The 25285-nt window shown below is 45.5% G+C and carries 26 protein-coding genes; 12 read left to right on the top strand and 14 right to left on the bottom strand.

Annotated elements, in window-relative coordinates; all coding sequences use genetic code 11:
• Positions 1-49: 49 nt before the first annotated feature.
• The 6 genes from JCM23214_RS10215 to JCM23214_RS10190 all read right to left on the bottom strand — a co-directional run bounded on the left by JCM23214_RS10215 (position 50) and on the right by JCM23214_RS10190 (position 6896).
• Positions 50-1186 carry an ABC transporter permease gene (locus tag JCM23214_RS10215; protein WP_025898869.1) on the bottom strand — a complete coding sequence of 379 codons (1137 nt, stop codon included), beginning with the start codon at positions 1184-1186 and terminating at the stop codon, positions 50-52.
• The gene (locus JCM23214_RS10210) at positions 1183-2097 is read right to left on the bottom strand and encodes an ABC transporter permease (RefSeq protein ID WP_025898868.1); all 915 of its coding nucleotides are present in this window, start codon (positions 2095-2097) and stop codon (positions 1183-1185) included. The genes JCM23214_RS10215 and JCM23214_RS10210 overlap by 4 nt, the downstream gene beginning before the upstream one ends.
• Complete coding sequence (locus tag JCM23214_RS10205; RefSeq protein WP_025898867.1) at positions 2090-2881, bottom strand: ABC transporter ATP-binding protein; 792 nt, start codon at positions 2879-2881, stop codon at positions 2090-2092. The genes JCM23214_RS10210 and JCM23214_RS10205 overlap by 8 nt, the downstream gene beginning before the upstream one ends.
• 124 nt (positions 2882-3005) lie before the next feature.
• Positions 3006-4241, bottom strand: coding sequence for a Zn-dependent hydrolase (locus tag JCM23214_RS10200; RefSeq protein WP_025898866.1), 1236 nt, complete (start codon positions 4239-4241; stop codon positions 3006-3008).
• Between the two features lie 12 nt (positions 4242-4253).
• On the bottom strand, positions 4254-5528 hold the full coding sequence (preA, locus tag JCM23214_RS10195) for an NAD-dependent dihydropyrimidine dehydrogenase subunit PreA (RefSeq protein ID WP_025898865.1): 1275 nt from the start codon (positions 5526-5528) through the stop codon (positions 4254-4256).
• A gap of 24 nt (positions 5529-5552) precedes the next feature.
• On the bottom strand, positions 5553-6896 hold the full coding sequence (locus JCM23214_RS10190) for an NAD(P)-dependent oxidoreductase (protein ID WP_037493443.1): 1344 nt from the start codon (positions 6894-6896) through the stop codon (positions 5553-5555).
• 366 nt (positions 6897-7262) lie between these two features.
• Between JCM23214_RS10190 and JCM23214_RS10180 the strand changes: the two genes are divergently transcribed.
• On the top strand, positions 7263-7961 hold the full coding sequence (locus JCM23214_RS10180; protein WP_025898863.1) for a TetR/AcrR family transcriptional regulator: 699 nt from the start codon (positions 7263-7265) through the stop codon (positions 7959-7961).
• Here the strand turns inward: JCM23214_RS10180 and JCM23214_RS10175 are convergent.
• The gene (locus JCM23214_RS10175) at positions 7958-9790 is read right to left on the bottom strand and encodes an ABC-F family ATP-binding cassette domain-containing protein (protein WP_025898862.1); all 1833 of its coding nucleotides are present in this window, start codon (positions 9788-9790) and stop codon (positions 7958-7960) included. The genes JCM23214_RS10180 and JCM23214_RS10175 overlap by 4 nt on opposite strands.
• A 172-nt stretch (positions 9791-9962) precedes the next feature.
• Between JCM23214_RS10175 and trhO the strand changes: the two genes are divergently transcribed.
• Positions 9963-10871 carry an oxygen-dependent tRNA uridine(34) hydroxylase TrhO gene (trhO, locus tag JCM23214_RS10170; RefSeq protein ID WP_025898861.1) on the top strand — a complete coding sequence of 303 codons (909 nt, stop codon included), beginning with the start codon at positions 9963-9965 and terminating at the stop codon, positions 10869-10871.
• A 25-nt stretch (positions 10872-10896) separates the two neighbouring features.
• On the opposite strand, the gene JCM23214_RS10165 is transcribed toward trhO, so the two are convergent.
• The 6 genes from JCM23214_RS10165 to JCM23214_RS10140 all read right to left on the bottom strand — a co-directional run bounded on the left by JCM23214_RS10165 (position 10897) and on the right by JCM23214_RS10140 (position 15005).
• A complete protein-coding gene (locus JCM23214_RS10165; protein WP_025898860.1) occupies positions 10897-11331 on the bottom strand; it encodes a gamma-glutamylcyclotransferase family protein in 435 nt (144 codons plus the stop codon).
• A 7-nt stretch (positions 11332-11338) separates the two neighbouring features.
• Complete coding sequence (locus JCM23214_RS10160) at positions 11339-12118, bottom strand: DUF169 domain-containing protein (protein WP_025898859.1); 780 nt, start codon at positions 12116-12118, stop codon at positions 11339-11341.
• A gap of 45 nt (positions 12119-12163) precedes the next feature.
• Positions 12164-13114: a glycosyltransferase family 9 protein gene (locus JCM23214_RS10155; protein ID WP_025898858.1), complete on the bottom strand. Its 951-nt coding sequence runs from the start codon at positions 13112-13114 to the stop codon at positions 12164-12166.
• Complete coding sequence (locus JCM23214_RS10150) at positions 13111-13911, bottom strand: protein kinase family protein (protein ID WP_025898857.1); 801 nt, start codon at positions 13909-13911, stop codon at positions 13111-13113. The genes JCM23214_RS10155 and JCM23214_RS10150 overlap by 4 nt, the downstream gene beginning before the upstream one ends.
• A gap of 3 nt (positions 13912-13914) precedes the next feature.
• Positions 13915-14388: a hypothetical protein gene (locus JCM23214_RS10145; RefSeq protein WP_148301839.1), complete on the bottom strand. Its 474-nt coding sequence runs from the start codon at positions 14386-14388 to the stop codon at positions 13915-13917.
• Positions 14389-14576: 188 nt separating this feature from the next.
• Positions 14577-15005 carry a hypothetical protein gene (locus JCM23214_RS10140; protein ID WP_025898855.1) on the bottom strand — a complete coding sequence of 143 codons (429 nt, stop codon included), beginning with the start codon at positions 15003-15005 and terminating at the stop codon, positions 14577-14579.
• Between the two features lie 259 nt (positions 15006-15264).
• Between JCM23214_RS10140 and JCM23214_RS10135 the strand changes: the two genes are divergently transcribed.
• The 8 genes from JCM23214_RS10135 (at position 15265) to JCM23214_RS10100 (ending at position 21741) form a co-directional block, all read left to right on the top strand.
• Positions 15265-15738, top strand: a complete 474-nt coding sequence (locus JCM23214_RS10135) for an SUF system Fe-S cluster assembly regulator (RefSeq protein WP_025898854.1) — start codon at positions 15265-15267, stop codon at positions 15736-15738.
• 3 nt (positions 15739-15741) lie between these two features.
• Positions 15742-17211, top strand: coding sequence for a Fe-S cluster assembly protein SufB (sufB, locus tag JCM23214_RS10130; RefSeq protein ID WP_025898853.1), 1470 nt, complete (start codon positions 15742-15744; stop codon positions 17209-17211).
• A gap of 62 nt (positions 17212-17273) precedes the next feature.
• Entirely contained in the window at positions 17274-18014 is a 741-nt protein-coding gene (gene sufC / locus JCM23214_RS10125) for a Fe-S cluster assembly ATPase SufC (RefSeq protein ID WP_439646389.1), read from the top strand.
• Positions 18015-18052: 38 nt separating this feature from the next.
• A complete protein-coding gene (sufD, locus tag JCM23214_RS10120; protein WP_025898851.1) occupies positions 18053-19339 on the top strand; it encodes a Fe-S cluster assembly protein SufD in 1287 nt (428 codons plus the stop codon).
• Position 19340: 1 nt separating this feature from the next.
• Positions 19341-20564, top strand: coding sequence for an aminotransferase class V-fold PLP-dependent enzyme (locus JCM23214_RS10115; protein ID WP_025898850.1), 1224 nt, complete (start codon positions 19341-19343; stop codon positions 20562-20564).
• Complete coding sequence (gene sufU / locus JCM23214_RS10110; protein WP_025898849.1) at positions 20565-21032, top strand: Fe-S cluster assembly sulfur transfer protein SufU; 468 nt, start codon at positions 20565-20567, stop codon at positions 21030-21032.
• Positions 21022-21387 (top strand): SUF system Fe-S cluster assembly protein, encoded by a 366-nt coding sequence (locus JCM23214_RS10105; protein ID WP_025898848.1) that lies wholly within the window; start codon positions 21022-21024, stop codon positions 21385-21387. The genes sufU and JCM23214_RS10105 overlap by 11 nt, the downstream gene beginning before the upstream one ends.
• 15 nt (positions 21388-21402) lie before the next feature.
• On the top strand, positions 21403-21741 hold the full coding sequence (locus JCM23214_RS10100) for a HesB/IscA family protein (RefSeq protein WP_025898847.1): 339 nt from the start codon (positions 21403-21405) through the stop codon (positions 21739-21741).
• Positions 21742-21771: 30 nt separating this feature from the next.
• On the opposite strand, the gene JCM23214_RS10095 is transcribed toward JCM23214_RS10100, so the two are convergent.
• Complete coding sequence (locus tag JCM23214_RS10095) at positions 21772-23070, bottom strand: sensor domain-containing diguanylate cyclase (RefSeq protein WP_025898846.1); 1299 nt, start codon at positions 23068-23070, stop codon at positions 21772-21774.
• Positions 23071-23268: 198 nt separating this feature from the next.
• On the opposite strand from JCM23214_RS10095, the gene JCM23214_RS10090 reads away from it, so the two are divergent.
• Both JCM23214_RS10090 and JCM23214_RS10085 read left to right on the top strand, forming a co-directional pair.
• Entirely contained in the window at positions 23269-24414 is a 1146-nt protein-coding gene (locus JCM23214_RS10090; RefSeq protein ID WP_025898845.1) for an acyl-CoA dehydrogenase family protein, read from the top strand.
• Positions 24415-24478: 64 nt separating this feature from the next.
• A complete protein-coding gene (locus JCM23214_RS10085; RefSeq protein ID WP_025898844.1) occupies positions 24479-25138 on the top strand; it encodes an RluA family pseudouridine synthase in 660 nt (219 codons plus the stop codon).
• The last annotated feature ends 147 nt before the right edge of the window (positions 25139-25285 follow it).

The following is a 25285-nucleotide window of genomic DNA, read 5'->3' as shown; positions in this document are numbered from 1 at the left end:
GTTTAATCTATGTCTCTTCCCTTACTCATACCCAACCTGTTTAACCCTGTTATCTATCGCTGCGCCGATATGAAGGGTGCCAGAAGGTCACACTCCTCTCCAGAACAGCCAGTATTCCATATGACAGCGACCCTGCAAGCGCGGCAACGGCAATCGTTGCCCAAACTATATCCACGTTCATTCGCCCGACTTCCGTTGAAATCCTGAAACCCATTCCGACAATTGGTGTTCCGAAAAACTCAGCTACAATCGCTCCGATCAGGGCCAGTGTAGAATTGATTTTCAGGGCGTTGAAAAGGAACGGCATTGCATTGGGAAGCCTTACAAAAAGCAAAGTTTGAAAATAGCTTGCCGCATAGGATCTCATTAAATCCTTTTCAAGATGACTGGTCGCCTCCAGCCCCGCCAATGTATTCACCAACATCGGGAAAAATGTCATGATGACAATAACGGCAGCCTTGGATTGCCAGTCAAAGCCAAACCACATCACCATAATTGGAGCAATGCCGACGATCGGTATCGCGCTCACCAATGATCCCAGTGGCAACAGACCTCTTTGTAAAAAAGGAATTCTGTCAACAAGAATAGCGACAATAAACCCACTGCCACAGCCAAGGATATAGCCGCTGAGTACAGACTTCACGAATGTCTGATAAAAATCAGCGGCCAGAATATCCGTATTTCCAATGATTGCCAAACCAATCAATTCCGGACTTGGCAATAAGACACTTGGAATGTCGAACCCTGTAGTAATGACCTGCCAAAGGTACAGAACCCAAACGCCAAAAAGAGCCGGAACCAGCAGTTTGATGCTTTTTGATTTATGAGACAGATCGGACAACATTGACATGGCGGACCATGCCAGAAACCCCAAACCGATCACGAAAAGCCAAAGTCCATATGCATTAACACCGTTATTCCCCGCGCTTGCGATGACATCCAAAACGGAATATCCGGCGAACAAAGCGGCACACACGATACAGAGAGTAGAAATGACTTCGCCCGTCCGTTTTGATTGTCCAATGATCGCGAGCAGCAAAGAAAGCAATAGACAGATGAAAGCAAAAGAATGTTCAAACCAATTCAACGCTTGGCCATCCTGAACGGCAACCGGCAACAACAGTGAAAAAACTGACAAAAGACAGAAGATTGAAATCGGCCGGGTAACGATTGATAAAACTGTCATGATCGCGCTCCCATATTTTTAAGGACCACTTTTTCGATCACAGTCACAATATACACCAGCAACATTCCCAACAGTGAAGCCATCACCAAGGCTGACCATATTTGAATAGTCTGCCCATAATAGGAACCGCTCAATAGTCTTGCACCAAGCCCCGCAACGGCGCCTGTTGGCAACTCTCCGACAATGGCCCCGACCAAACTGATGGCTACTGCCACTTTTAAGCTTGCGAATAAAAAGGGTATTGATGCGGGGACGCGCAGCTTCCAGAAAATCTGAGAAGTCGACGCGCTATAAGTGCGCATCAGGTCCATTTGAAGAACATCCGGTGAGCGAAGCCCTTTGACCATGCCAATTGTTATCGGGAAGAAACACAGATACATGGAAATTATTGCTTTAGGTATCGTTCCTGTGAGACCAACATTCCCAAGCACAACGACAATCATGGGAGCAATCGCCAGAATGGGTATGGTTTGCGATGCGATAACCCAGGGCATCAGGCTGCGATCGAGTGTTTGAACATGAACAATTCCAACCGCCAGCAAAACTCCTAGCAATCCTCCAAACAAAAACCCCAGCAAAGTGGCTGAGGTTGTGACCCATGAATGATAGATGAGGCTGCGTTTGGAGGTAATATTTTTCTGAAATACTGTTTTATTAAGTTCTTCAACAATCTGATGAGGAGCTGGTAATATGGGCCGGTCCATGGACCAACTGTCTGTGATCAGCTTTTTACCGTCCCATTCAACATTGGTGCGTTCGTAAGTTGATATTAGCGTATCAGAATTGAGATAAACGGCACCTGCGTACCAAGCAAACAAGATGGCTATCACCACAGTCAAAATCGGAAGTGTTTTTCCGTGATATAATTTCGACCACAAACCGGTGGTGGGTGTTAGAGCTACATCAGTCATCGTAGGAATGCCCTGCCCTGAGACCTTCCCTGACCCGATGGGCAATTTCCAGAAACTCAGGTGTCTCCCGAATGTCCAATTTGCGATCACGGGGCAGATTACAATCGATTACATCAATTATTTTACCCGGTCGCGGAGACATCACCACAATTTTTGAGGAGAGAAATACGGATTCAGGAATAGAATGCGTTACAAAAATGACGGTTTTTCCGGTTTTATCCCACAAACTCAATAACTGTTCATTCAGGTGATCGCGGGTAATCTCATCCAGAGCACCGAAAGGTTCATCCATTAGCAACAAATCAGGTTCAACAGATAATGCCCGTGCGATGGAAACACGCTGCTGCATGCCACCGGAGAGTTGCCAGGGGAATTTCTTTTCAAATCCTTCAAGATTAACCAGAGCGAGGTTTTTCTTTGCTCTTTCAAGCTGTTCCTGTTTCGAAATTCCCATAATTTCAAGAGGAAGCTGGATATTTTTCTGAACAGTACGCCAGGGGTAAAGAGCTGGCGCCTGAAATACATAACCGTAGGCTCTGTTCTCGCGTGCCTGTTGGGGCGTCATACCGTTTACGGAAATATGTCCGTCAGTCGGCGTTTCCAGATCCGCAATAACGCGCATTAAAGTCGTCTTACCGCACCCTGATGGTCCGATAAAGGACACAAAATCCCCTTCATTGATTGTAAGATCCACATCACAAAGCGCATGTACAGGCGCATCTGGTGTTTCAAAAATCAAATTCAGTTTTTCAATCTCAATGACCGGCTTCCCAGTTCCGCTCATTGGAATAACGCCGCTATGGGCAGTCTGTGTTTGTTGCATCCCAATGCAAGTCCCCTGTTTACTCAACTGCGGGACAGGTCTCCCCTGTTAAAAGATCTCTGTCCCGTTCAATTCTAAAACTGTATTACGCTACTGTGGCCCTTTCAACAACTGCATGCAACAATACATTGCATCCTGCTGCCAGATCTTCCGGTGTGGCCTCTTCTTCCTCATTATGACTAATGCCATTTTCACAAGGAACAAAAATCATTCCCGTCGGTGCGACCCTGTTGATGTAGCACGCATCATGCCCCGCGCCTGAGATAATATCCATATGAGAAAAACCAGCGATTTCAGCGCCTTGACGAACTGCGTTAATGCAATCTGGATCAAACTCAACAGGTGGTGAATACCAAATTTCTTCAAATTTCATTTCATAGCCACCGTCAGCGGCAACCTTATCTGCAAAACTGCGCAGCTCCTGATCCATTTTGGACAGGATATCGTCTTTCGGATGCCTGAAATCGACAGTAAAGAATACTTCTCCGGGGATGGTATTTCTCGAGTTGGGTGTCACATTCAGGAGGCCGACAGTTGCGCAGGCAAACGGTTGGTTATCCATACCAATTCGATTGACTTCCTGCACAATTTTGGATGCCGCGACAAGTGCGTCTTTTCGGCGAGCCATCGGTGTCGGTCCAGCATGAGCTTCCTGCCCTGTAATGGTAATTTCGTACCATCTCTGCCCCTGTGCCCCTTGCACGACGCCAATGGTTTTTTCTTCATGTTCCAATATCGGGCCTTGTTCAATATGAGCTTCGAAAAAGGCTTTTATTTCCCGTCCGCCAACTTCCTCTGTACCGGCGTAACCAATGCGGGTCAATTCTTCACCCATTGTCTTGCCATCGAGATCTGCACGGCTTAAGCCATATTCCAGATCAAACACCCCTGCAAAGACCCCAGAAGAAACCATGGCAGGTGCAAATCTTGACCCTTCTTCATTCGTCCAGACAGAAACTTCAATCGGGTGCTCGGTTTGAACGTCAAAGTCATTTAGTGTTCTGATGACCTCCAACCCGGCGAGTACGCCGTAAACCCCATCATATTTACCACCAGTTGGCTGCGTATCCAGATGCGATCCCATCATTACAGGCGGCAAGTCGTCGTTTTTGCCTGCTCTGCGAGCAAAGATATTCCCCATCTTGTCAACTTTGATTGTACAGCCAGCTTCTTCGCACCAGCGAGAGAACAGGTCGCGACCTTCTTTGTCCAAATCTGTTAATGCCAGTCGGCAACACCCACCTTTTTCAGTGCCCCCGATTTTTGCCATCTCCATCAGGCTATCCCATAATCGGTCGCCTTTTACTGTCATGTTTTTCATAATTGCACCGTCTTATTCTGCAGCTTTGCTATGTGGGTTTCGAGGATCCTGATTCCAGTTCATATATGGCTTACCATTATCAACCTCGACCATCGTAATACAGTCATCAACCGGACATACATGCAGGCAGAGATTACACCCTACGCACTCCTCATCCACAACTTCATAGCGCCTTGCACCATCAACGCGCTCTGCGGTAATCGCCTGATGCGACGTGTCTTCACATGCTATATGACACAAGCCGCATTTAATACATTTATCCTGATCAATCAGCGCCTTAACATCATAATTCATGTTAAGCTGATTCCAGTCTGTCACATTTGACGCCGCCAATCCTCTAAAATCATCGATTGATTTATAACCCTTGCTGTCCATCCAGTTGCTCAGGCCGGTTTTCATATCATCAACGATCTTGAAGCCATGATGCATCGCCGCGGTGCAGACCTGCACAGTACCGCACCCTAGCGAAATGAATTCTGCTGCGTCCCGCCAATTCGAAATCCCCCCTATTCCTGACATGGGAATATTTTGACATTCCGGATCTCTGGCAATTTCAGCAACCATATTCAAAGCGATTGGTTTGACTGCCGGCCCGCAATAACCACCATGGGCCCCTTTACCATCAACGGTCGGTGTAGGTGCCATGATATCAAGATCAATATTCACGATCGAGTTGATCGTATTGATTAAGGATACAGCATCTGCACCACCGCGAACAGCCGCCCTTGCCGAGCTGCGAATATCCGTAATATTTGGTGTCAGCTTAACGATAACTGACATATCGCTATGCTTTTTGCACCATTCGGTGACCATCTGAACATATTCAGGAACCTGACCAACGGCTGACCCCATTCCCCGCTCTGACATGCCATGCGGACAGCCAAAGTTCAGCTCAACACCATCAGCACCCGTTTCAGCAACGCGCCCCAGAATATATTTCCACGGGTCTTCCTCGCAAGGGACCATAAGAGAGACAACCATCGCCCGATCCGGCCAGTCTTTCTTCACCCTGGTAATTTCTTCAAGATTAACATCAAGCGGACGATCTGTAATCAGCTCAATGTTATTAAGGCCCGCAATGCGCTGCCCATTATAATGGGTCGCCCCATACCTTGAAGACACATTGACCACAGGGGGATCTTCACCAAGGGTTTTCCACACAACGCCGCCCCAACCGGCCTCAAACGCCCGAACGACGTTAATTTCCTTATCAGTTGGTGGCGCACTCGCCAGCCAAAAAGGATTAGGCGTTTTAATTCCTACAAAATCATAGCTCAAATCTGCCATTTGCTCAGTCCTTCGCCCAATTCTCTATCTTAAAACTTTATCAATTGCGTGTGCTGCAACTTTACCATCCTGCACAGCGGCAACAGTCAGGTCTTCACCCCCATAAACACAGTCACCGCCAGCGTAGATACCGGGTACGGAGGTTGCCCCGTTTTCATCTACAACAATACGGCCATCCTGAATTTCAAGACTAACTGTGCTATTGGTTGCAGGGTCGGGAATAAAAACCTGACCGATTGCCTTGAAGACCATATTGGCCATCAAGTCGAAAGTCTCCCCTGTGCCTTCAAGCGCGCCATTGGCCCCTTTTGCCGTGTATTCAAATCTGACGCCAGTAACCTGTCCGTCCTGCTCAAGAAGCTCCACCGGTTTGGCAAAATGCTTTATCGTAACCCCATTCAGTTTTGCGTAATCCTGCTCGTGATGTGTGGCGCTCATATCCTCCGGCGCTCTGCGATACACGAGTGTTACGTCTTCTGCCCCGAGTCGTTTGGCTTGAACTGCCATATCGATAGCCGTATTCCCACCACCGATCACAACAACTTTACGGCCGATCTCCAGATCCGTTTTATCCTCTGACTGACGTAGCTTGGCTATGTAATCGACTGCGTTAAAAACACCTTTGATATTTTCATTTTCAAATCCAAGCGCGCGAACCGCCCCAAGACCGGTACCAATAAAGACTGCGTCAAACTTTTCATGGAGCTCTGAGAGAGAAATGTCCCGCCCCAGGGCCTTGTTATGATGGACTGTAATGCCACCGATACCAAGTATGAAATCAACCTCTTCCTGAGCAATCCCGTGAGGTAATTTATAGGCTGCAATTCCGTATTCGTTTAAGCCACCAGATTTAGGCAGAGCTTCAAATATTTCCACGTCATGGCCCAGCATCGAAAGCCGATGGGCGGCGGAAAGCCCCGCGGGCCCTGCCCCAACAACAGCTACAGTTTTGCCTGAAAGCTCCGCGCGTTCAAAAGGCTGCTCTTTACTGGCCATCAACCAGTCGGTTGCGAAGCGCTGTAATTTACCAATTGTTACAGGCTTCCCTTCCTGGGTTTGCCGCACACAGACTTCTTCACACAGAATTTCTGTAGGACAGACACGCGCACATGCGCCACCCATTATATTCTCGCTCAGGATATCAAGAGCCGAGCCTCTATAATTTCCAGTTTGGATTTTGCGGATGAAATTTGGAATATCAATGCCTGTGGGACAGGCTTCCATGCAAGGCGCATCATAACAAAAATAGCAGCGACTTGCCTCAATTAGTGCTTTAGACTCCCCTAATGCAGGATACATGTCGTCGAAATTCTTCGACAGCTCGTCAGCGGACAAACGACCCGCCGCGACATCTGCGATACCACCCATTTTTTCTATTCCTAGCCCAGTTTTATAAATAGCCAGCAACGCCAGCTTTGTTCCCTGAGAAAAACCTTAATCAAAATCTGACCAAATGGTCAAGATTAATTATTTCTTTTTTAGATTTCGCAGTTTTCTGCAATTTTCAAACGATCCAGTTGAGCTGTACTGTCTAGTTTAAAAGCAATTGCACAAGAAATCGGCCCAAAAAGCAGGCACATAAATTCGAAATAACATCCCCTAAAACAAGGAAGAAAGAATCAACCTTTTGGATTCGCAAACTGACCCCATATCAACGCAGATAGAATATTTCTTGAAAAAACAGTATGCATAGTCTCAAATTGGGCAAAGTCGTCAAACACGAGATTTTTTAAAATGACAAAAAGTAAAACGTCTGCAAATTCAAATGACGGTGAAGGTCGTATTCGCAAAGAGAATATGAAAAAAATTCTGCAGGCCGCTGAAAAAGTCTTCGCTGCCAACGGATTTCGCGGGGCAACAACCGCAGATATTGCGGATGAAGCTGGCCTGCCCAAAGCGAACATTCATTATTATTTTGGTACGAAAGCCAAACTGTATCGCACTGTGATTGACGACATTGTCGAACTCTGGTTGTCATCTTTTCGTGAAATATCTGAAGATGACGACCCTGCAAGCACATTGGCCGATTATATTCGGGCAAAAATGGAGTTATCTCAAAACAGACCCGAAGCATCGCGGGTCTTTGCAAATGAGTTAATACGAGGTGCCCCGCGCATCAAACCCTATTTATCCGGCGATTTGAAAGAGTGGGTTGATCACAAGGCGTCCATCATCGACAAATGGATTGAACAAGGTAAGATTGCGCCAGTTGATAGCCGTAAACTTATATTTCACATCTGGGCGATGACGCAAACCTGGGCGGACTTTGAAGTCCAATGGTCCTGCATTCTTGGAAATGAAAATGGCCTTCAGCAGTCAGATTATGAAAATGCGACGAACGCGATCATTACGACAGTTCTCAGAACCTGCGGGCTGCTTCCCACACCTCCGCGGGTAACAGATATAGAATTGCCAATAACAACACAGCTTTAAGAATTTGCCGTTAATTCTTCCTGTAAAATCTCAAGCTCCAGGAGCCGCTCTTCCGCGGCTTCATATTCCTCTTTACGAGCTGACAAAGTTTCCATCACCTTCTGAAACTTATCGGGATTATTTTTAAACAGATCAGGATCAGCCATCTCAGCTTCCAACTTTGAAATTTTGTTCTCCAAATCTTCAAGAACGTCAGGCAATCTGTCCAGATCGCGCTGATCCTTGTAACTTAGCTTTTTCCTTGGCTGTTTTGGTTTATTCTCTGGCGCGGGTACTTTTTTCTGACTGATGCGGCTTGTCTCTTCTGTCACCTCTCGTTGCCGAAGGTAATCAGTGTAACCACCAACATATTCACTCACATTGCCGTTCTCCTCAACGGCAATTACGGATGTTACCAGCTGATCCAAAAAATAACGATCATGACTGATGACGAGCAAGGTTCCTTCATAATTTGCCAGCATGTCCTGCAAAAGATCGAGCGTTTCCATATCAAGATCATTTGTTGGTTCGTCCAGTACCAGTAAATTACTTTCCCTCGCCAGCAGTTTTGCCAATAACAAGCGGTTTTTCTCTCCGCCAGACAGAGACTTTACAGGGCTTTTCGCCTGCTTTTCTTCAAACAGAAAATCTCTGAGGTAAGCGACAACATGTCGAACCTCACCGCGTACCAAAAGCTGGCCGCTACCGGGGTCAGCGAGCGTATCCCAGAGGCTTTCATCAGGATCCAGACTTTCTCGTTGTTGATCGAAAATAGCGGGAGTGAGGTTGGTTCCAAGTTTTACGCTGCCAGTATCAGGCTCCAATTGACCAATTAGTATCTTGAGCAATGTGGTTTTTCCAGCACCGTTTTGCCCGATGATACCGACACGATCCCCCCTCATCACTCGGGTACTGAAATTCCTGATAACCTGAACTTCCGTCCCATCGGTTACTTTAAAGGATTTGCTGATTTCAGTTGCTTCAATAACTGTTTTTCCACTTTTTTCACCGGCGGAGACGGTCAGTTTGGCATTTCCAATTCTGCTTGTCCGTTGGGCCCTCTCCTCACGCATTCTATACAACGCACGCAACCGTCCTTCATTACGTGCGCGTCTTGCCGTGATGCCTTTTCTCGACCAGTCTGTTTCTTCTGCAATGCGTTTGTCGAGTTTTCGGGTTTCGACCTCTTCGGCTCTCAGAATTTCCTCTGACCATTCTTCAAATGCGGAAAAGCCTTTTCCATGTGTTCTCAAAACACCACGATCGAGCCAAAAAAGGCGATTGGTCAGATTTTTTAAAAACTGCCGATCATGGCTGATAATCATAAGAGCGCCGCGGAAAGCTTTAAGTTCATCCTCCAACCACAAAATTGTTTTAATATCCAGATGGTTGGTCGGCTCATCCAGCAATAGTACATCCGGATCAGATACGAGCGCTTCTGCGAGCGAAACACGGCGCGCCTCTCCACCTGACAAAGTTTCAAGCAACCTGTCTCCGTCTATTCCGACACCATCCAGAACCTGATCGACCAGATATCCCAAATCTGAACCATCCACTTTCAATTCCGGAGATATCCCAAGCGAAACCTGTTCAAATACGCTTCGCCCACTGACAATTTCGGGGTGTTGCCGCAAGTATCCAACACGAATACCTGCTTGCACGAAACGTTCCCCGCCGTCGAGTTCAATATCACCCGCAATCGCCTTAAGGAGTGTTGATTTACCAGATCCATTTCGGCCTACCAGTGCAATCCGCATGCCCGGTTCAATCCCTAGTGAGATTTGATTAAATAAATCCCCGCCACCAAATGTGACTCGGGCATCCTGAAGTGCCAGTATGGGTGCTGCCATTTTTCACTCTAGATTACTGTTGATTGGTGCCGAGCTTCTAACATCTTAAAAGATCTGGAGCAATTGCAAACGGGCACTTGCATCCTGCTGACTGGGTTTATATAAGAAGCCCTTAATTACACCCGTTGAGGATCACTGATAGTATTTCGTGATCTCAGTTGTGAGCTAAATCATGTTTATCGTTGCCGCACTCTATAAATTTGTGAACCTGCCTGACTACAAAGATCTGCAACCCAAAATTCTCAAGCTTTGTTTGGATAATAACATTCAGGGGACACTTCTGTTGGCAGAAGAAGGAATTAACGGAACGGTTGCGGGAAGTAGAGAAGCAATTGATGCGCTGCTCGCTTATCTCAAATCGGATGAACGGTTTGCTGATCTCAGTCACAAAGAATCCGTAAATGAGGAGCAGCCCTTTTATCGCATGAAGGTTCGCTTGAAAAAGGAAATTGTCACGCTAGGTGCTCCTGGAACCGACCCGAAAAAGATGGTCGGTGCCTATGTAAAACCTAAAGACTGGAACAAACTGATAGACGATCCTGACATTATGCTGATCGACACGCGTAACGATTACGAGGTTGAGGTCGGCACTTTTAAAGGGGCGGTAAATCCGGAAACTTCCACGTTCAGAGAGTTTAAGGATTACGTACAGAAAAACCTCGACCCAAAAAAACATAAAAAAGTTGCCATGTTTTGCACAGGCGGTATTAGGTGCGAAAAATCCACATCTTACCTGCTGAGAGAAGGGTTCGAAGAGGTTTATCACCTTGAAGGTGGTATTCTGAAGTATCTTGAAGAAGTTTCTGAGGAAGAGAGTGCTTGGGAGGGTGAATGTTTTGTATTTGACCAGCGGGTCACTGTAAATCATGCCCTCGAAAAAGGCTCATATGATCAATGTTACGCCTGTCGTTACCCGATTACGGAAGAAGATAAAAAATCCGACAAATATATGAAGGGTATTTCTTGTCCACGTTGTTACGATAGCTTGACCGAAGAGAAAAAGAAGCGATTTGCGGAACGCCAAAAACAAATTGAACTGGCTAAAGCGCGCGGTGAAGTTCACATCGGCATGAAGAAATAGCCGATCAATTAATACCACGGCTTATTTACAGCGGCAGATTATCGACCCTGACACCGTTTTCCTTCAGATATTGGAGATAATCTCCGCTTTCAATGAACCGTTTTCCAGCCAAACTCCGATTGTATATGTAAACCCAAGCCTGCAAGGTAGGACCATTCTCCATCTGACAGGTCTTTAACTGTCTTTCATACAATCTTGGCTCAGGGAAACTGGGTGAGCATTCCTCATAATCATCAAATTCGGACAAAGCTTGTGGCGGGTCCAATAGCTCAAAACACTGCCCAACAACACGGCGGGCTTTATCTGTTGTCGTAATCATGCCGGGATAAGAGCCCAAATCATACAATTCGCCCTGCATAGATGCAGTTCCCATTAACGCACAATAGCGATTTAATATATGAGACATCGGGCTTTCGCAGTCAGCACGCAATGTCCCATATACAAACAGATACTCTGACATTACCGCTCTACTTATTTCCGTAGCTATATCCCAGACCCGCTCTGGCATCACCCTGAACACTGTAGGGAGGGATTGGATATCGCAGCCCGTTCTTTGAAAGCTGAGCCAGACCGTCAATTGTCTTGGGTAAATATGCGGGTGGAATGGCCATTAACAATTCATCTTCCATTACGCCACCATAGCGCCTTTCCGCAAAGCAGGGGAGCGACAAGCTAGGCTCACCGGTTGACAGGGCCCTTCCCCAACTATCCGCACATGAACTCTCACCCACGACTGAAAAATCAAGCTTTTTATAGCCGACATATTGGAGCCCATTGATGAACAGGATCATTTGAGCAGGAGTGGCATATATCAGACAGATATCCGGTGGATCCAGCCGGCCTGTCTCCAACGGTGATACCGCCATAGCCTTGTACTTGCCATGAGGAACAACCGTCATTTCTTGCTGATGCTTGCGGGTATCTTCTTCGCTTTCCCACCAAACACCGACATATCTCTCCCCTTTTTGCCATTCTTCATCTTGTGGATGCAATCCAAGTACCGCACCACATTGCGGACCGACAAAATCCTCGGCGGTTGCCCCTACCGTCCAGCCGAGCCTGCAAGCCTGCCCCACAATCTGATCAGCTGTATGAATTGAAGATGGGCGACGAATGCGAGGAATAGCTTCCATCTCCTCAACAGTTTCAAATAACTTCATACCAATCGGGGTCGCCCGAATTCTCAGATATTTGTTTAATCCCTGAAGGATGGCGTCCCAGTCATAATGCCCTTCTAGCGCAGTCATTTGATTTCCCTTTCTGGGTTATTATTATTCAGAACATTCAATATTTTAAGTCGATAACGATTTATAAAAATCCTCCACTTTTTTATGGACATAATCAAGCGGCAACGTTTCGCGAATTTCAACTTCACCCTTGTCGTTGAGTATCTCCGTTCGTGTAATTCTTTCACCTGCGGGCTCACCAACCAGACAAAGCGACCTCTCTCCCCACGGGCCATATACTGTAGGTTTGCCAACTCCAAATAAACCAACTGATGGTATTTTCACTGCAACAGCAGTATGCATTAATCCGGAATCATTGCCGACAAAAAGATCTGCTTGAGATAATAGCTGAGCAGCCTCCAATGGTGTTGTTTTTCCGACAAAATCAAGGACTTGATCTTTGGGTAGGGCTTCAACTACTGGCATTGCCTGTTCTTCTTCGCCAGGTGCTCCCAATACAAGTATTTTGGCACCTTGAAGTATTCCGCCTTTATCGGTTAAACGTCTTGCAAGCCCAATGAAGTTTTCATAGTGCCATTGCTTACCCTTGAAATTTGCAGTTGGGGCGATCGCAATGACTTGATTTTCTTCGGCTATTCTGAAAGGTTTTTTTATCTTTGTGCCAGTAACCGGAATTACCGGAGGGATAACTTCATTAACACCGACCAACTGTGCATTCGTTAGCAACTTGTGCTGCTGATCATTTCCACCTTTCCAATAGTGTCTGTGTTTTGTTGGCAATAAGCCGAGCCCGCTTCCACGAAAATCAACTATTCGATGCCAGAAAATTCCATCAATTCGACGAAATGCATCCAGCCAATGCAGATTATATTTTCGTTTTTTTATGGGAACAACTTTTTCAACACCTTCAAAGCATTCAAAAATTTCCTTCGCCAAATGTCCGCAGACAACAGTAACCGGGACCTCCGGTTCGTCTATCAGCAATTTGGCCAAAACGCCAGTAGTCAATACAGCATCACCCAGACGATTTGATGTGACAAACAAAGTACGTTTCATGAGCCTTCCCCAAAACTGGATTCGACCACACTTAGCAACTTTTGATTTCTTTTCAATCTAATTAATGAATGCATAAGTTGATTTAATTTATCTGGCGTGACTGTAAACTGCTTTAGAAGATCACAACTTTGAATAAAATCCGTAAGAGCTGCATATGATTGAGGTTCAAGAAATTTTAGAAAGCTTTCCAAATATCTCAGATAGTCATAAACACACTGATCTTCAAAGGTCATGAAATCGGCAGCCCCAAACTCAAAATCAACCAACCTGAACTCCTCCAAGTTCCGCGATATGAGGATGTTTTCAATGGAAGCATCCATGTGGAGTATTCCTAAATTATGAGCTGATTTCAAAGCATTCCAGCCGATTTCTAGCAATTGCACGGCATTAATTTTAGACTTTTTATATAATTCTAACGAAGTGTATCCATCATAATACTCACAAAGTAATGCATCTTCCGCGTGCCAAATAACTTTTGGTGTAATCTTATTAGGCCCCCCAAGGCTGTACGCCTCCAGCTCCCTTTTCACTCTCTCAGGGCCATCAAGAACGATATAAGGCATTCCAGAAGCCGCCCTTTTACGTTTGCGAAACGGATTTACGAGACGAAGAACACCAAGTCTTTGTCCGCCGTCCCCTATCGCAACATAGATGCTATCCGCCCCCCTCGATCCAGACCTCACCAGCTTTATCTTATCGTTATACAGATATGAAATTTCTGATTTAATCTCGGCAATACGTACCCGATGACGAAATTCAGAATATTGCAGACGAATGTTACGTTTAAATGACCTCATACTCTATTTCTGTCCCATTCTATGACGCCTGTCACTGATCTGCTCTAAAATCCGCTTAGTTTCTTCATCAGAGAAAAATAATGGTAAATGACCAATCGCTTCAGCTTCATTATCTGTCGAATGTATCGGATTCGCCTTACGATGCGCCTTTGTTGTTTTTAAAAACTGCTCCCGATACGCTCTTTTAAAAAACTGGCGATTATTAAGAACAAAAGGATGAACTTTTCTGTCCTCCTCGCTTGTTGATTGTGGATCCGGATCAAACACGAGAACAACCTTTATCGGTGGTCCTCCGTTTCGCCATTTATTACCCCGCATCTTGCGAGCGCTGACTTTTTGATCCCAAAGCCCCAAGTCCTTTGTCAACATAACCTCATAATTCTGTTTAATCACAGAAACAATTTCATCCACCTTGCCATGTGTTTTAGCTGTCTTGCGTATTACAAAAGAGTTAAACTCACCTTTTTGCTGAGCCATCAACCAGGCTTGGAAAAAACTTTTTCGATGGTTTCTGAACGCTTCAATTACGTCAAGTTGCAACCATTCATTTGGAATAGAAAGACCCAAACTTACAAGATATCGATGCATGTCCAGCAAACATTGAGGGAACGAGGTGCCAAGCTCTGTTGATAATGCCTGCAGCGACCGAAAATACTTACTGCTCTTTAAAGAAGATGCATCGTCAAATCCGATTTTGGAGCCCTCTGCTTTCTGATACACAATATGATAAAGGAGCGAGTCATAATGGTCTTGAGCAGATGGCACAAAAAACAAATCTTTAAATTTGCGCCGGTTGTTAAGTATCCTTTTCCTAGATCAACCGGAAAATAAGGGTGCCCATGATAGCTCCCTTTCCCCTTGCCTGATAGAGAATAGATGTCACATTTGACACCGCGCCACTTCAAGCCCTTGCCATATCTATCTTCAATCGCACGCTGAGCGTCGTCATCAACCAGCAGATCCACGTCCTGCTTGCTTCCCGGCTTTGGAAAACCGTGAGAGTAAATTTCTGGTTCTCTCAATATAACGTATTTAAAATTTTGCCCCTCAAGCCACAATAGAAAATTTTGAAAATCGGGTATGTATGCTCTCATAAATTCCTACATCCAAAACTTGCGGCTTTCTCCATCGGTTAGGTTCAGGAAAATAAAATCCATATATGCTCGAATAAGAGAAATCTGATTACGTTGTAATAAATCGCCTGCATGATATCCAGATGCATTCTACGTTCAAGCGCTTAATGAGGCAAAACAAGTATACAGAGATATTTTACAAGCTTCCTGTATACAAGACCATTTTTGTCTGCTATACCGCCTTGAAATCAGACTAAATTAGTACGATATAAACAATCAAATGATCAAACTGAGCAAAATGACAGACTATGGTGTTGTTATCATGTCCGAAATGGCACGGATAGAAGGACGTGTTATGACGGCACCTGACCTGTCATTATATACAGGACTGAAAGTGCCAACAGCCGCCAAAATTTTACGCCTTCTTGCGAAAAACGATTTGCTCGTTTCAATTCGCGGTGCTCATGGTGGTTATCGCCTGGACAGAGAACCCTCCAAAATTTCGATTGCAGAAATAGTCCGCGTATTGGAAGGGCCTGTGGCTGTTACATCCTGCGTGGATACAAGCCACGATGACTGCTCAGTTGAAGAATGCTGTCCCATGCGAGGCGGGTGGGAGAAAATAAACACTGCAATTAATGCTGCGATGGAAGAAGTTACTCTTGCAGATATGACAAGTGTGACCCCTGCCCCGTTGCCCAAATCGGCACGCGGTACAGAGAATTTGACCACCAGCCTCAATATTACGGAGTGAGAGATGGTTGTTAGCAAAGAAACCGTTGAACAGGTCGCATCTGTATCCGAAAAGTACAAATACGGCTTTGTCAGTGAAATTGAAGCGGAAACGGCCCCTAAAGGCCTTAACGAAGATATCATTCGTTTTATTTCCGCCAAAAAGGATGAACCTGAATGGATGCTCGAGTGGCGCCTGAAAGCCTATCGGTACTGGCTGGAAATGGAAGAGCCGGATTGGGCAAAGGTTAATTATCCCGAAATTGATTTTCAGGACATTTATTACTATTCAGCCCCTAAACAGAAAGACAAACTAAAAAGTCTGGACGAAGTAGATCCGGAAATTCTGGAGGTCTATAACAAACTGGGTATTCCGCTGAAAGAGCAGGAAGTTCTAGCTGGCGTTGAAGGCGCTGCAAATGTTGCTGTTGATGCTGTCTTTGATAGTGTCTCTGTCGCCACAACCTTTCGCGAACGGCTTGAAAAAGAAGGTGTTATCTTCTGCCCGATTTCCGAAGCCATCCAGAAACACCCTGAGCTGGTCAAAAAATATTTAGGTTCAGTTGTCCCCTATACGGACAATTTTTACTCAGCTCTTAACTGTGCGGTCTTTACTGACGGCTCGTTTGTCTACATCCCGAAGGGTGTTCGCTGCCCTATGGAACTGAGCACCTATTTCAGGATTAATGCAGCCCAGACCGGCCAATTTGAAAGAACCCTGATCATTGCAGATGATGACAGTTACGTCAGCTATCTTGAAGGCTGCACGGCTCCCATGCGCGATGAAAATCAACTTCACGCCGCCGTTGTGGAACTGGTGGCCCTTGACAATGCTGAAATCAAATATTCTACGGTGCAGAACTGGTATCCGGGCGATGAAAACGGCAAAGGTGGTATATACAACTTTGTTACCAAACGAGCTGCTTGCCGGGGAGTAAATTCCAAGGTTTCGTGGACACAGGTTGAAACCGGCTCAGCAGTAACCTGGAAATACCCATCCTGCATCCTGCAGGGGGACAACTCTATTGGTGAGTTCTACTCCATTGCGATTACCAACAACTTTCAACAGGCCGATACCGGCACGAAAATGATCCATCTGGGCAAAAATACGTCCAGCACAATCATTTCCAAAGGTATCTCTGCAGGACGGGCGCAAAGCACATATCGCGGCCTTGTGCGGATGGGCCGAAAAGCAGAAAATGCCCGAAACCACACTGTCTGTGACAGCCTGTTGATTGGCGATAAATGCGGCGCGCACACGGTTCCGTATATCGAAAATCAAAATCGCACTGCCAAAATCGAGCATGAGGCAACGACCTCAAAGGTAAGTGAAGAACAGCTATTTTATTGCCAGCAAAGAGGACTTTCCGAAGAAGAAAGCATGGCGTTAATAGTGAACGGTTTTTGTAAAGAAGTGTTGCAGAAACTGCCGATGGAGTTTGCTGTCGAAGCGCAGAAACTTGTCGGAATTAGTTTGGAAGGTAGTGTCGGCTAATCAAACGACATTGCGTTCAACACACAAAGTTTATTTTTAAAGATCAAGAGCTAGATCAAATGTTGGAAATCAAAGACCTGCACGCCACAGTTGGCGGCAAGGAAATTCTTAAAGGCATAAACCTTACTATTAATCCCGGAGAGGTTCACGCGGTGATGGGGCCAAATGGTGCGGGAAAAAGCACCCTGTCCTATGTCCTTTCAGGGCGTGATGGCTATGAAGTGACATCCGGTTCGGTTTTATACCAAGGTAAGGATTTGTTGGAACTGGACCCAGATGAGCGCGCTTGCAGCGGAATATTTCTGGCGTTTCAGTACCCCGTCGAAATTCCCGGTGTAGCCACTGCCACGTTTTTGAAAACAGCGGTTAACGCACAGCGAAAATTTCGCGGTGAAGAGGAACTCGACGCGATGCAGTTCCTCAAGCTTGTTCGGGAAAAATCAAAAGAGCTCGACATTAAGGACGATATGCTCAAACGCCCCGTAAATGTTGGTTTCTCTGGTGGTGAGAAAAAGAGAAACGAAGTTCTGCAGATGTCTTTGCTTGAGCCAAGCCTCATGGTTCTTGATGAAACAGATTCAGGACTTGATATTGACGCTCTTAAAATTGCGGCAGATGGCGTAAACCGCCTTAGAAGTCCTGAACGTTCAGCACTGGTGATTACACACTATCAACGATTGCTCGACTATATCGTGCCTGATTTCGTTCACGTTCTGTCTGATGGCAAAATTGTAAAATCCGGTGATAAGACCCTCGCACTTGAACTTGAGGAAAAAGGATATGCGGATATTAGCGCGGCCTAAAAGCGCTATCAATTATCCCTAACCTTAAGGACGAACCAATGAAGACACTATCCAAACTTGCGCAGAGTTATGTTGATCGGTTTGAAGTTGCAGTCGGAGATCTTCCCGGTGGCACTGACCGCAATGTATCGACACTGCGAAGATCAAGTATTGATAAATTTAAAAGCTCTGACTTCCCAAACAAGAGAATTGAGGATTGGCGCTTTACAAACCTTGCCCCCTTGACCAAAGGGTTTGGTCCTGTCCCTGCCAACGAGCCAAATAACTTCGCAAGCAAATTATTTGCCTGTGACCATGAAATCGTGTTCGAAGATGGAACTTTTAGTCCGTCTAAAAGCAAGCTGGACAAACTTCCGGATGGAATAGTAATTTCCACACTTGGTGAAGAACTGGGAAAAGGCGCGGTCTTCAGCTTGCCAGAAGATGAAAACCGGTCATTAGTGGCGCTAAACACCGCCTTTATGCGCGATGGCTATTGCATTACTGTTGCGGATGATTTTGTTTTATCCTCACCTTTAGCCGTGCGCTTTCAAAATTCTTCCTCTGATGAGGGGCGTCATATCCGAAACAGATTGATAATGGGAAAAAACAGCTCCCTGACACTTGTAGAAATTCATGAAGGTGCAGGAGTTTATTTTTCCAACCCGGTGACGAATATCTCTCTTTCCGATGGGGCAAAACTGGATCATTTCAAATACCAGAACGAGAGTGTTGATGCATATCATTTGGCTGTGACAGATGTCGACATCCACACTAACGCAGCATACAGCAATTTCAGTTTTTCAACTGGTGGCAAGCTATCGCGCAATGAGTTTTTAAGTACATTATTGGGTCGCGGATCTGACTGTACTTTAAATGGTGCATATCTTATGCGCGGAAACCAGCATTGTGATACGACGACCGTAACCGAGCATCGCGTGCCGGAAAACAAAAGTCAGCAAATCTATAAAGGTGTTCTTGATGAAAACGCTCACGGTGTTTTTCAAGGAAAAATCCACATATTTGAGGACGCTCAGAAAGTTTCCGGCGACCAGTTAAGCAAAGCACTGGTCCTGTCGGACAATGCACAGGTTGCCTGCAAACCCGAGCTTGAGATCTATGCCGATGACGTTAAATGCAGTCATGGCGCGACATCCGGTGAACTGGATGATATGGCCCTCTTTTACCTTCAATCGAGAGGTATAGAACAAGAGCAAGCCCGACAAATGCTGATTGAGGCATTCCTTGGTGATGTGCTGGATGAAATCAACAATGATGACGTCAGGGATTTTCTAAAAACACAGGCGGCAGGATGGTTGGCTCAGGGAAATAAAGATAATGAATGACATGACCGTTTTTGATGTTGAGAAAATTCGCGGCGATTTTCCCATATTTGAGGAAAAGATTCACGGTAAGCGGCTGACGTTTTTGGATAGCGGCGCATCCGCCCAAAAACCAGTGGCTGTGCTGGATGCTGTGCAGGATGCGTACAGACACACATACGCAAATGTGCACAGAGGGGTCCATTACCTTAGCCAGAAGTCAACTGAACTTTACGAAGGCGCCCGCGAAACTGTCCGTGATCACCTAAACGCTGCGAGTGTAGATGAAATCATTTTCACGAAAAGCACGACCGAGGCGATTAACCTCGTTGCCAACTCGTTTGGACAAATGGCAATCGGTGAAGGTGACGAAATCCTGTTATCCTACCTTGAGCACCACTCTAATATCGTACCATGGCAATTGGTCGCTGAGCGTGTTGGTGCAACGGTAAAAGCCGTACCAATAGATACAAATGGCGACCTGTTGCGGGATCGCTATGAGGAGATGCTTACCGACAGGACCAAAATTGTCGCAATTACGCATGTTTCAAATGCAATTGGGACTGTTAATCCTGTAAAAGAGTTGATTGCAAAAGCGCATTCAAAAGATATCCCTGTCTTAATAGATGGATCGCAAGCGATACCCCACATGAAAGTTGATGTCCGTGATCTCGACGCGGATTTCTACGTCTTTACCGGACACAAGGTTTTTGCGCCGACTGGAATTGGGGTTTTGTTTGGTAAAGCTGAGTTATTGGAAAAAATGCCGCCTTATCAGGGTGGTGGTGACATGATTAACCGCGTCACCTTTGAAAAAACCACTTTCGCCACAGGCCACAGCAAGTTCGAAGCCGGTACTCCTCCGATCGTTCAGGCAATCGGCTTGGGTGCAGCTATCGACTATGTTAATAAAATCGGATTTGATCAGATCGCTGCCCATGAACAATCCTTGCTTTCCTATGCAACGCAGGAGCTTGGCAAGCTAAACAATATTCGAATTATTGGACAGGCAAAGCAAAAAGCAGCCATTGTCTCCTTCACGATGGATGACATTCATCCCCATGATATTGGCACTATCATAGATCAGGCTGGTGTTGCTGTTCGCGTCGGGCATCATTGCGCGCAACCACTTATGGATTTCTACGACGTGCCTTCCACTGTTCGTGCCTCATTTGCACTTTACAACAATAAAGAAGATGTAGACGCACTGGTTGAATCCATAAAAATGGTTCAGGAGTTTTTCAGATAGATGGAAGACCTCAAAGATCTATATCGGGAAATAATTCTGGATCATTCCAAAAGCCCTCGAAATTTCGGGAAAATTTCTCCCTGCACGCATGAAGGGCATGGCGACAATCCCTTGTGCGGAGATGAAGTTTCTTTGTATCTCAGGCTGGGTGAAGATGAAACGCTTGCTGATGTTGGTTTTGAAGGAAAAGGATGTGCAATCTCGATCGCGTCTGCATCCATGATGACGGAACTGGTCAAGGGCACTAGCTGCGCTGATGCCAAAAGCAGATTTCAGCAATTTTTAACCCTGTTCAGTGATGACAGCGCACAGAGTCATTCAGATATTGACGATAGAATGAAAGCGCTAATCGGCGTAAAACAATTTCCCATGCGCGTAAAATGCGCAACGCTCCCCTGGCACGCCTTAAATGCTGCCTTGTCAGGCATTAAATCTAAAGATGATGGAGAGACCAAAGATGGCTGTTGATGCTGTACAAAGGTCCGCCCCCTCGGGGCCACACCAGCAAGGCGACTGCCCTTCCCCACTTGAGGCAGGTGTGGTCGAGGCTTTAAGGACCGTGTTTGATCCGGAAATTCCGGTCAGTATATATGATCTTGGCCTCGTATATGTCATTGATATTGACGAAACAGGTCATACATATATTGGGATGACATTGACTGCTCCGGGATGTCCTGTCGCAGGTGAAATCCCTAAATGGGTACAGGATGCTGTGGCGCCTGTTGATGGTATCAAGTCGGTCGACGTGGAAATTCTGTGGGATCCGCCTTGGACACCTGATAATATGTCGGAAGCCGCCAAACTGGACCTTGGAATGTTTTAGCAGGTTGAATTGATTATGAGTGATATGCAAATTTTAACATTGACTGATAAAGCTGAAAACCGTCTCAAAAGCCTGATAGCGCAAAATGGAACTGACGTGATTGGGTTGCGTATTGGTATCACTAATACAGGCTGCAACGGGCTTAGCTATACAATGGATTTTGCCAAAGAAACCAAGGCTGACGATATCATAGTTGATACTGGCGACGTTAAACTGTTGATCGACAATGACGCTGTTCAATATGTGAGTGGCACGCAAATGGATTGGCAGGAAAAAGGGCTGGAATCCAAATTTACCTTTGAAAATCCGAACGAAAAAGGGCGTTGTGGCTGCGGCTCTTCATTCCATGTCTAAGGCCAAAGCCGCAACTTCAGCAGCGCAGGATTAATCCGCAAAAACACACTGGTTCCGGCCGGCCTCTTTTGCTTCATAAAGCGCTGCGTCCGCCCGGTTCATCATATCTTCGACAGAGTCACCTAGGATGCTAGTTATCCCCATACTGGCTGACATGCGAACATTTTCGCCGTTAAAACTAAATTCAAGCTCAGATACGGCTTCTCTCAGCGAATTAAAGAATTTTTCGCGATGTTCCGCGCTCACATTCACCGCTAGCAAACAGAATTCTTCACCGCCCATTCTGGCTAGCAAATCCGTACCTCTGATGATGGATTTGAGAGCTGCGGCCACCTCTCTTAACACTTCATCGCCTGCGTCATGACCATATGTATCATTTATGCGCTTGAAATGATCAAGATCGATCATGGCAACATCAATCGTAATTTGACCACGCGACGCACTTGAAAATAATGTGGAAGATGCACTCATGAAATACATGCGGTTCCAAAGTTTGGTCAAAAAATCTGTTGTTGCCCGGAGCATCAGCTCATTCAACAGATCAAGTTTGTCCATACACAGGGAAATTCGAGTTGCAAATTCTTCGTGAGAAATTCCCTTTTTGACAAAATCATCTGCGCCAAACCTGATGAAATCAGTCGCCAGCTTATCGCGCTCATCCGATGACATCCCAACAATTGCCAAGTCGCGCGACTCCTTGAATGTCCGAAGCTTCTTGATCAATTCGAACCCATTCATTTTAGGCATTTCATAATCGGTAATTACGAGCCTGATTGTGTCATCACTTCGGACTTTCTCCAGTGCCTCCACACCATTTTCAGCGACCTCGATTTTAAAGAGATACTTGGACAGCAGAACTTGCATTTGTTCACGCATAGTAGCTGAATCGTCCACAATCAACGCTGTTATCCGGCGGTTATGATCAAGGCGACGGACCATTTTACTAACCAGCTCAAGATTGGTTACATTCTCCTTGATGATATAGTCAATTACACCAAGTGACTGGATCTGGTTTACAAGTGCTTCATCTACGCTACTGGTAAAAACAACAGCCGGAAGATCATAGTTTCTAACGTAATTGACCGCCTCACCCTGCGAAGCGCCAGGCAATACCAAATTTAACAAAACCAAAAAATACTCGCCTTTGTGCTCTTCTATCAGGCTCTTGACTTCATCAAATGTAGACGCCTTGTCCACTTGCCCGGAAAACACATCATTTACTGCACCCTCGATCAGCGTGAGATACAGATGAGAGCTTTCAACGATAAGAATACGTCCTTGCTCTTCTAGATCATGTTTTGCGATATCACTTGTTTTTACGAGACTCATTTAATCCATCCCAAGAGCTTTTATAGTCTCACACTCTATCGCCTTGCAGGTTAAGAAATCATTATTTCACTGGTTTATAGATCTGATAATCAAAAAAAAAGATAAGCATGCTTAATAATTTTGGTTGCTCATCCAGCCGTGTTGATAGACAATCAGAATGCACCTAATTAAGAAAAATAATAAGACAGGGTTATTCATATGAAACGTAAAATATTCTCTGAAGAGCATCGAATTTTTCAGGAAGCTGCGAGAAAATTTGCCGAAGAAAAAATTGCTCCCTTTCATTCGCAGTGGGAAAAAGATGGGCAAGTCCCCAGGTCAGTTTGGCGCGAGGCCGGTGAGGCCGGTTTTTTGTGCTGTACTGTACCAGAAGAATATGGTGGCCCTGGCGCAGATTTTTTATACAGTGCAATTTTCTGCGAAGAAGTCGCCCGTGTCGGTGCTACAGGCCCCGCTTTCCATCTACATTCAGAAATCGTAGCCCCCTATCTCGTTCATTACGGGACTGAAGAGCAGAAAAAGAAATGGCTGCCGAAAATGGTAACTGGTGAGGTTATTGCCGCTGTAGCCATGACGGAACCAGGCGCCGGATCTGATTTGCAAAACATCAAAACGACCGCCATCCGACAAGGCGACGAATTTGTTGTAAACGGTCAGAAAGTGTTTATCAGCAATGGTCAACTTGCTGATCTGGTTGTTCTGGCGTGTAAAACTGACCCAGAAGCAAAAGGAAAAGGTGTCAGTCTTTTACTTATGGAAGGTGATCGAGAGGGCTTCGAACGTGGCCGCAATCTTGAAAAAGTGGGATATAAAGCGCAAGATACGTCTGAGCTCTTTTTCAATGACGTCAAAGTACCGGTTAGCAACCTGCTGGGCGTGGAAGGGAAAGGCTTTTACCAACTTATGCAGCAATTGGCCCAAGAAAGGTTGGTGATTGCCATTCGTTCGGTTGCAGTGATTGAGGCAGCCTTAAATTGGACTGTTGAATACACAACCGAACGCAAAGCTTTTGGTAAGTCCATCTCTGATTTTCAAAATACGCGTTTCAAACTCGCTGAAATCAAAGCTCAGTTTGTCATGCTTCGCTATTTTGTAGACCGTTGCATTGAAGATCATCTTGTTGGTGAACTGGATGCAACAACTGCGGCAATGGCCAAACTGCAAACGACAGAGATACTTATGAAAGCTCTGGACGAATGTGTGCAATTGCATGGTGGCTATGGCTATATGTGGGAATATCCAATCTGCCGCGCGTGGGCGGACAATCGCATGTCTCGTATTGCTGGTGGGTCTTCAGAAATTATGAAGCAAATCATCTCTAAAGAGCTTCTCGATACCGCGTGAAAGTTGGCTAAATAACTTAATAGATTGTATAAAGGCTGGCAGTTCAATTTGTCAGCCTATTTTAATGATCTACGCACCACCAGCAGAGCCATACCTCACAATAGCATATGAAGCAGAAGATTACATTCTGCTCGAAAAGCAATCAGGCATATTATCTGTTCCGGGCCGGGGGCCTGAAAAAGCTGACTGCCTCTATAGCCGTCTCCTCAAACGCAATCCGGAAGCGCTGGTTGTTCATCGTTTGGATCTTGAGACATCTGGTCTAGTCATATTTGCAAGGAATAAAGAAACGCAAAGTTATTTTGGGCGATTGTTTCAAAATAGAGCGGTAGAAAAAACTTATCATGCGATTGTAGTCGGTAGAATTTCTGGAGCTTCCGGGTGGATCGATCTTCCAATTAGCGCTGACTGGATAAATCGTCCGAAACAGAAAATTGACTATAAAAACGGCAAAGCTTCCAAAACATACTGGGAGCTGGTTAAATCTAACAATAACTATAGCTACATTCAACTAAAGCCACATACGGGGCGCTCACATCAATTGAGGGTTCACATGTCGTCTGTCGGCCACCCCATTGCAGGAGACCCACTCTATAATCAGAAAAATGACCCGACCCATTTCCCCCGCCTGTTTTTACATGCGAGTGAGTTAAAGTTTGAAGATCCTCAAACACACGAAATGGTAAAATTCGCATCCGAAGTCCCTTTCAAATCATTCCTTTAATCCCTTTATTAGCCTTCAAAAGAATGAATTTTATAGCGACTCAATTTTGAGTAATCTTTCTAAAACCGTCCGCTGCCGATATCGGCCCATAATTACAATATATACTTAAGTATTAGTCTTAATAATAAAACTAACAAAATACACACA

It is taken from the genome of Sneathiella glossodoripedis JCM 23214, from assembly GCF_000616095.1.
GTDB classification, from domain to species: domain Bacteria; phylum Pseudomonadota; class Alphaproteobacteria; order Sneathiellales; family Sneathiellaceae; genus Sneathiella; species Sneathiella glossodoripedis.
The sequence above is the reverse complement of the archived record's forward strand: the minus strand, read 5'-3'. Positions and strand labels throughout refer to the sequence as shown.

Coding starts and splice junctions, on each gene's coding strand:
- JCM23214_RS10215 (WP_025898869.1), bottom strand. CDS start 1,186: ATGACAGTTTTATCAATCGTTACCCGGCCGATTTCAATCTTCTGTCTT.
- JCM23214_RS10210 (WP_025898868.1), bottom strand. CDS start 2,097: ATGACTGATGTAGCTCTAACACCCACCACCGGTTTGTGGTCGAAATTA.
- JCM23214_RS10205 (WP_025898867.1), bottom strand. CDS start 2,881: ATGAGCGGAACTGGGAAGCCGGTCATTGAGATTGAAAAACTGAATTTG.
- JCM23214_RS10200 (WP_025898866.1), bottom strand. CDS start 4,241: ATGAAAAACATGACAGTAAAAGGCGACCGATTATGGGATAGCCTGATG.
- preA (WP_025898865.1), bottom strand. CDS start 5,528: ATGGCAGATTTGAGCTATGATTTTGTAGGAATTAAAACGCCTAATCCT.
- JCM23214_RS10190 (WP_037493443.1), bottom strand. CDS start 6,896: ATGGGTGGTATCGCAGATGTCGCGGCGGGTCGTTTGTCCGCTGACGAG.
- JCM23214_RS10180 (WP_025898863.1), top strand. CDS start 7,263: ATGACAAAAAGTAAAACGTCTGCAAATTCAAATGACGGTGAAGGTCGT.
- JCM23214_RS10175 (WP_025898862.1), bottom strand. CDS start 9,790: ATGGCAGCACCCATACTGGCACTTCAGGATGCCCGAGTCACATTTGGT.
- trhO (WP_025898861.1), top strand. CDS start 9,963: ATGTTTATCGTTGCCGCACTCTATAAATTTGTGAACCTGCCTGACTAC.
- JCM23214_RS10165 (WP_025898860.1), bottom strand. CDS start 11,331: ATGTCAGAGTATCTGTTTGTATATGGGACATTGCGTGCTGACTGCGAA.
- JCM23214_RS10160 (WP_025898859.1), bottom strand. CDS start 12,118: ATGACTGCGCTAGAAGGGCATTATGACTGGGACGCCATCCTTCAGGGA.
- JCM23214_RS10155 (WP_025898858.1), bottom strand. CDS start 13,114: ATGAAACGTACTTTGTTTGTCACATCAAATCGTCTGGGTGATGCTGTA.
- JCM23214_RS10150 (WP_025898857.1), bottom strand. CDS start 13,911: ATGAGGTCATTTAAACGTAACATTCGTCTGCAATATTCTGAATTTCGT.
- JCM23214_RS10145 (WP_148301839.1), bottom strand. CDS start 14,388: ATGGCTCAGCAAAAAGGTGAGTTTAACTCTTTTGTAATACGCAAGACA.
- JCM23214_RS10140 (WP_025898855.1), bottom strand. CDS start 15,005: ATGAGAGCATACATACCCGATTTTCAAAATTTTCTATTGTGGCTTGAG.
- JCM23214_RS10135 (WP_025898854.1), top strand. CDS start 15,265: ATGATCAAACTGAGCAAAATGACAGACTATGGTGTTGTTATCATGTCC.
- sufB (WP_025898853.1), top strand. CDS start 15,742: ATGGTTGTTAGCAAAGAAACCGTTGAACAGGTCGCATCTGTATCCGAA.
- sufD (WP_025898851.1), top strand. CDS start 18,053: ATGAAGACACTATCCAAACTTGCGCAGAGTTATGTTGATCGGTTTGAA.
- JCM23214_RS10115 (WP_025898850.1), top strand. CDS start 19,341: ATGACCGTTTTTGATGTTGAGAAAATTCGCGGCGATTTTCCCATATTT.
- sufU (WP_025898849.1), top strand. CDS start 20,565: ATGGAAGACCTCAAAGATCTATATCGGGAAATAATTCTGGATCATTCC.
- JCM23214_RS10105 (WP_025898848.1), top strand. CDS start 21,022: ATGGCTGTTGATGCTGTACAAAGGTCCGCCCCCTCGGGGCCACACCAG.
- JCM23214_RS10100 (WP_025898847.1), top strand. CDS start 21,403: ATGAGTGATATGCAAATTTTAACATTGACTGATAAAGCTGAAAACCGT.
- JCM23214_RS10095 (WP_025898846.1), bottom strand. CDS start 23,070: ATGAGTCTCGTAAAAACAAGTGATATCGCAAAACATGATCTAGAAGAG.
- JCM23214_RS10090 (WP_025898845.1), top strand. CDS start 23,269: ATGAAACGTAAAATATTCTCTGAAGAGCATCGAATTTTTCAGGAAGCT.
- JCM23214_RS10085 (WP_025898844.1), top strand. CDS start 24,479: ATGATCTACGCACCACCAGCAGAGCCATACCTCACAATAGCATATGAA.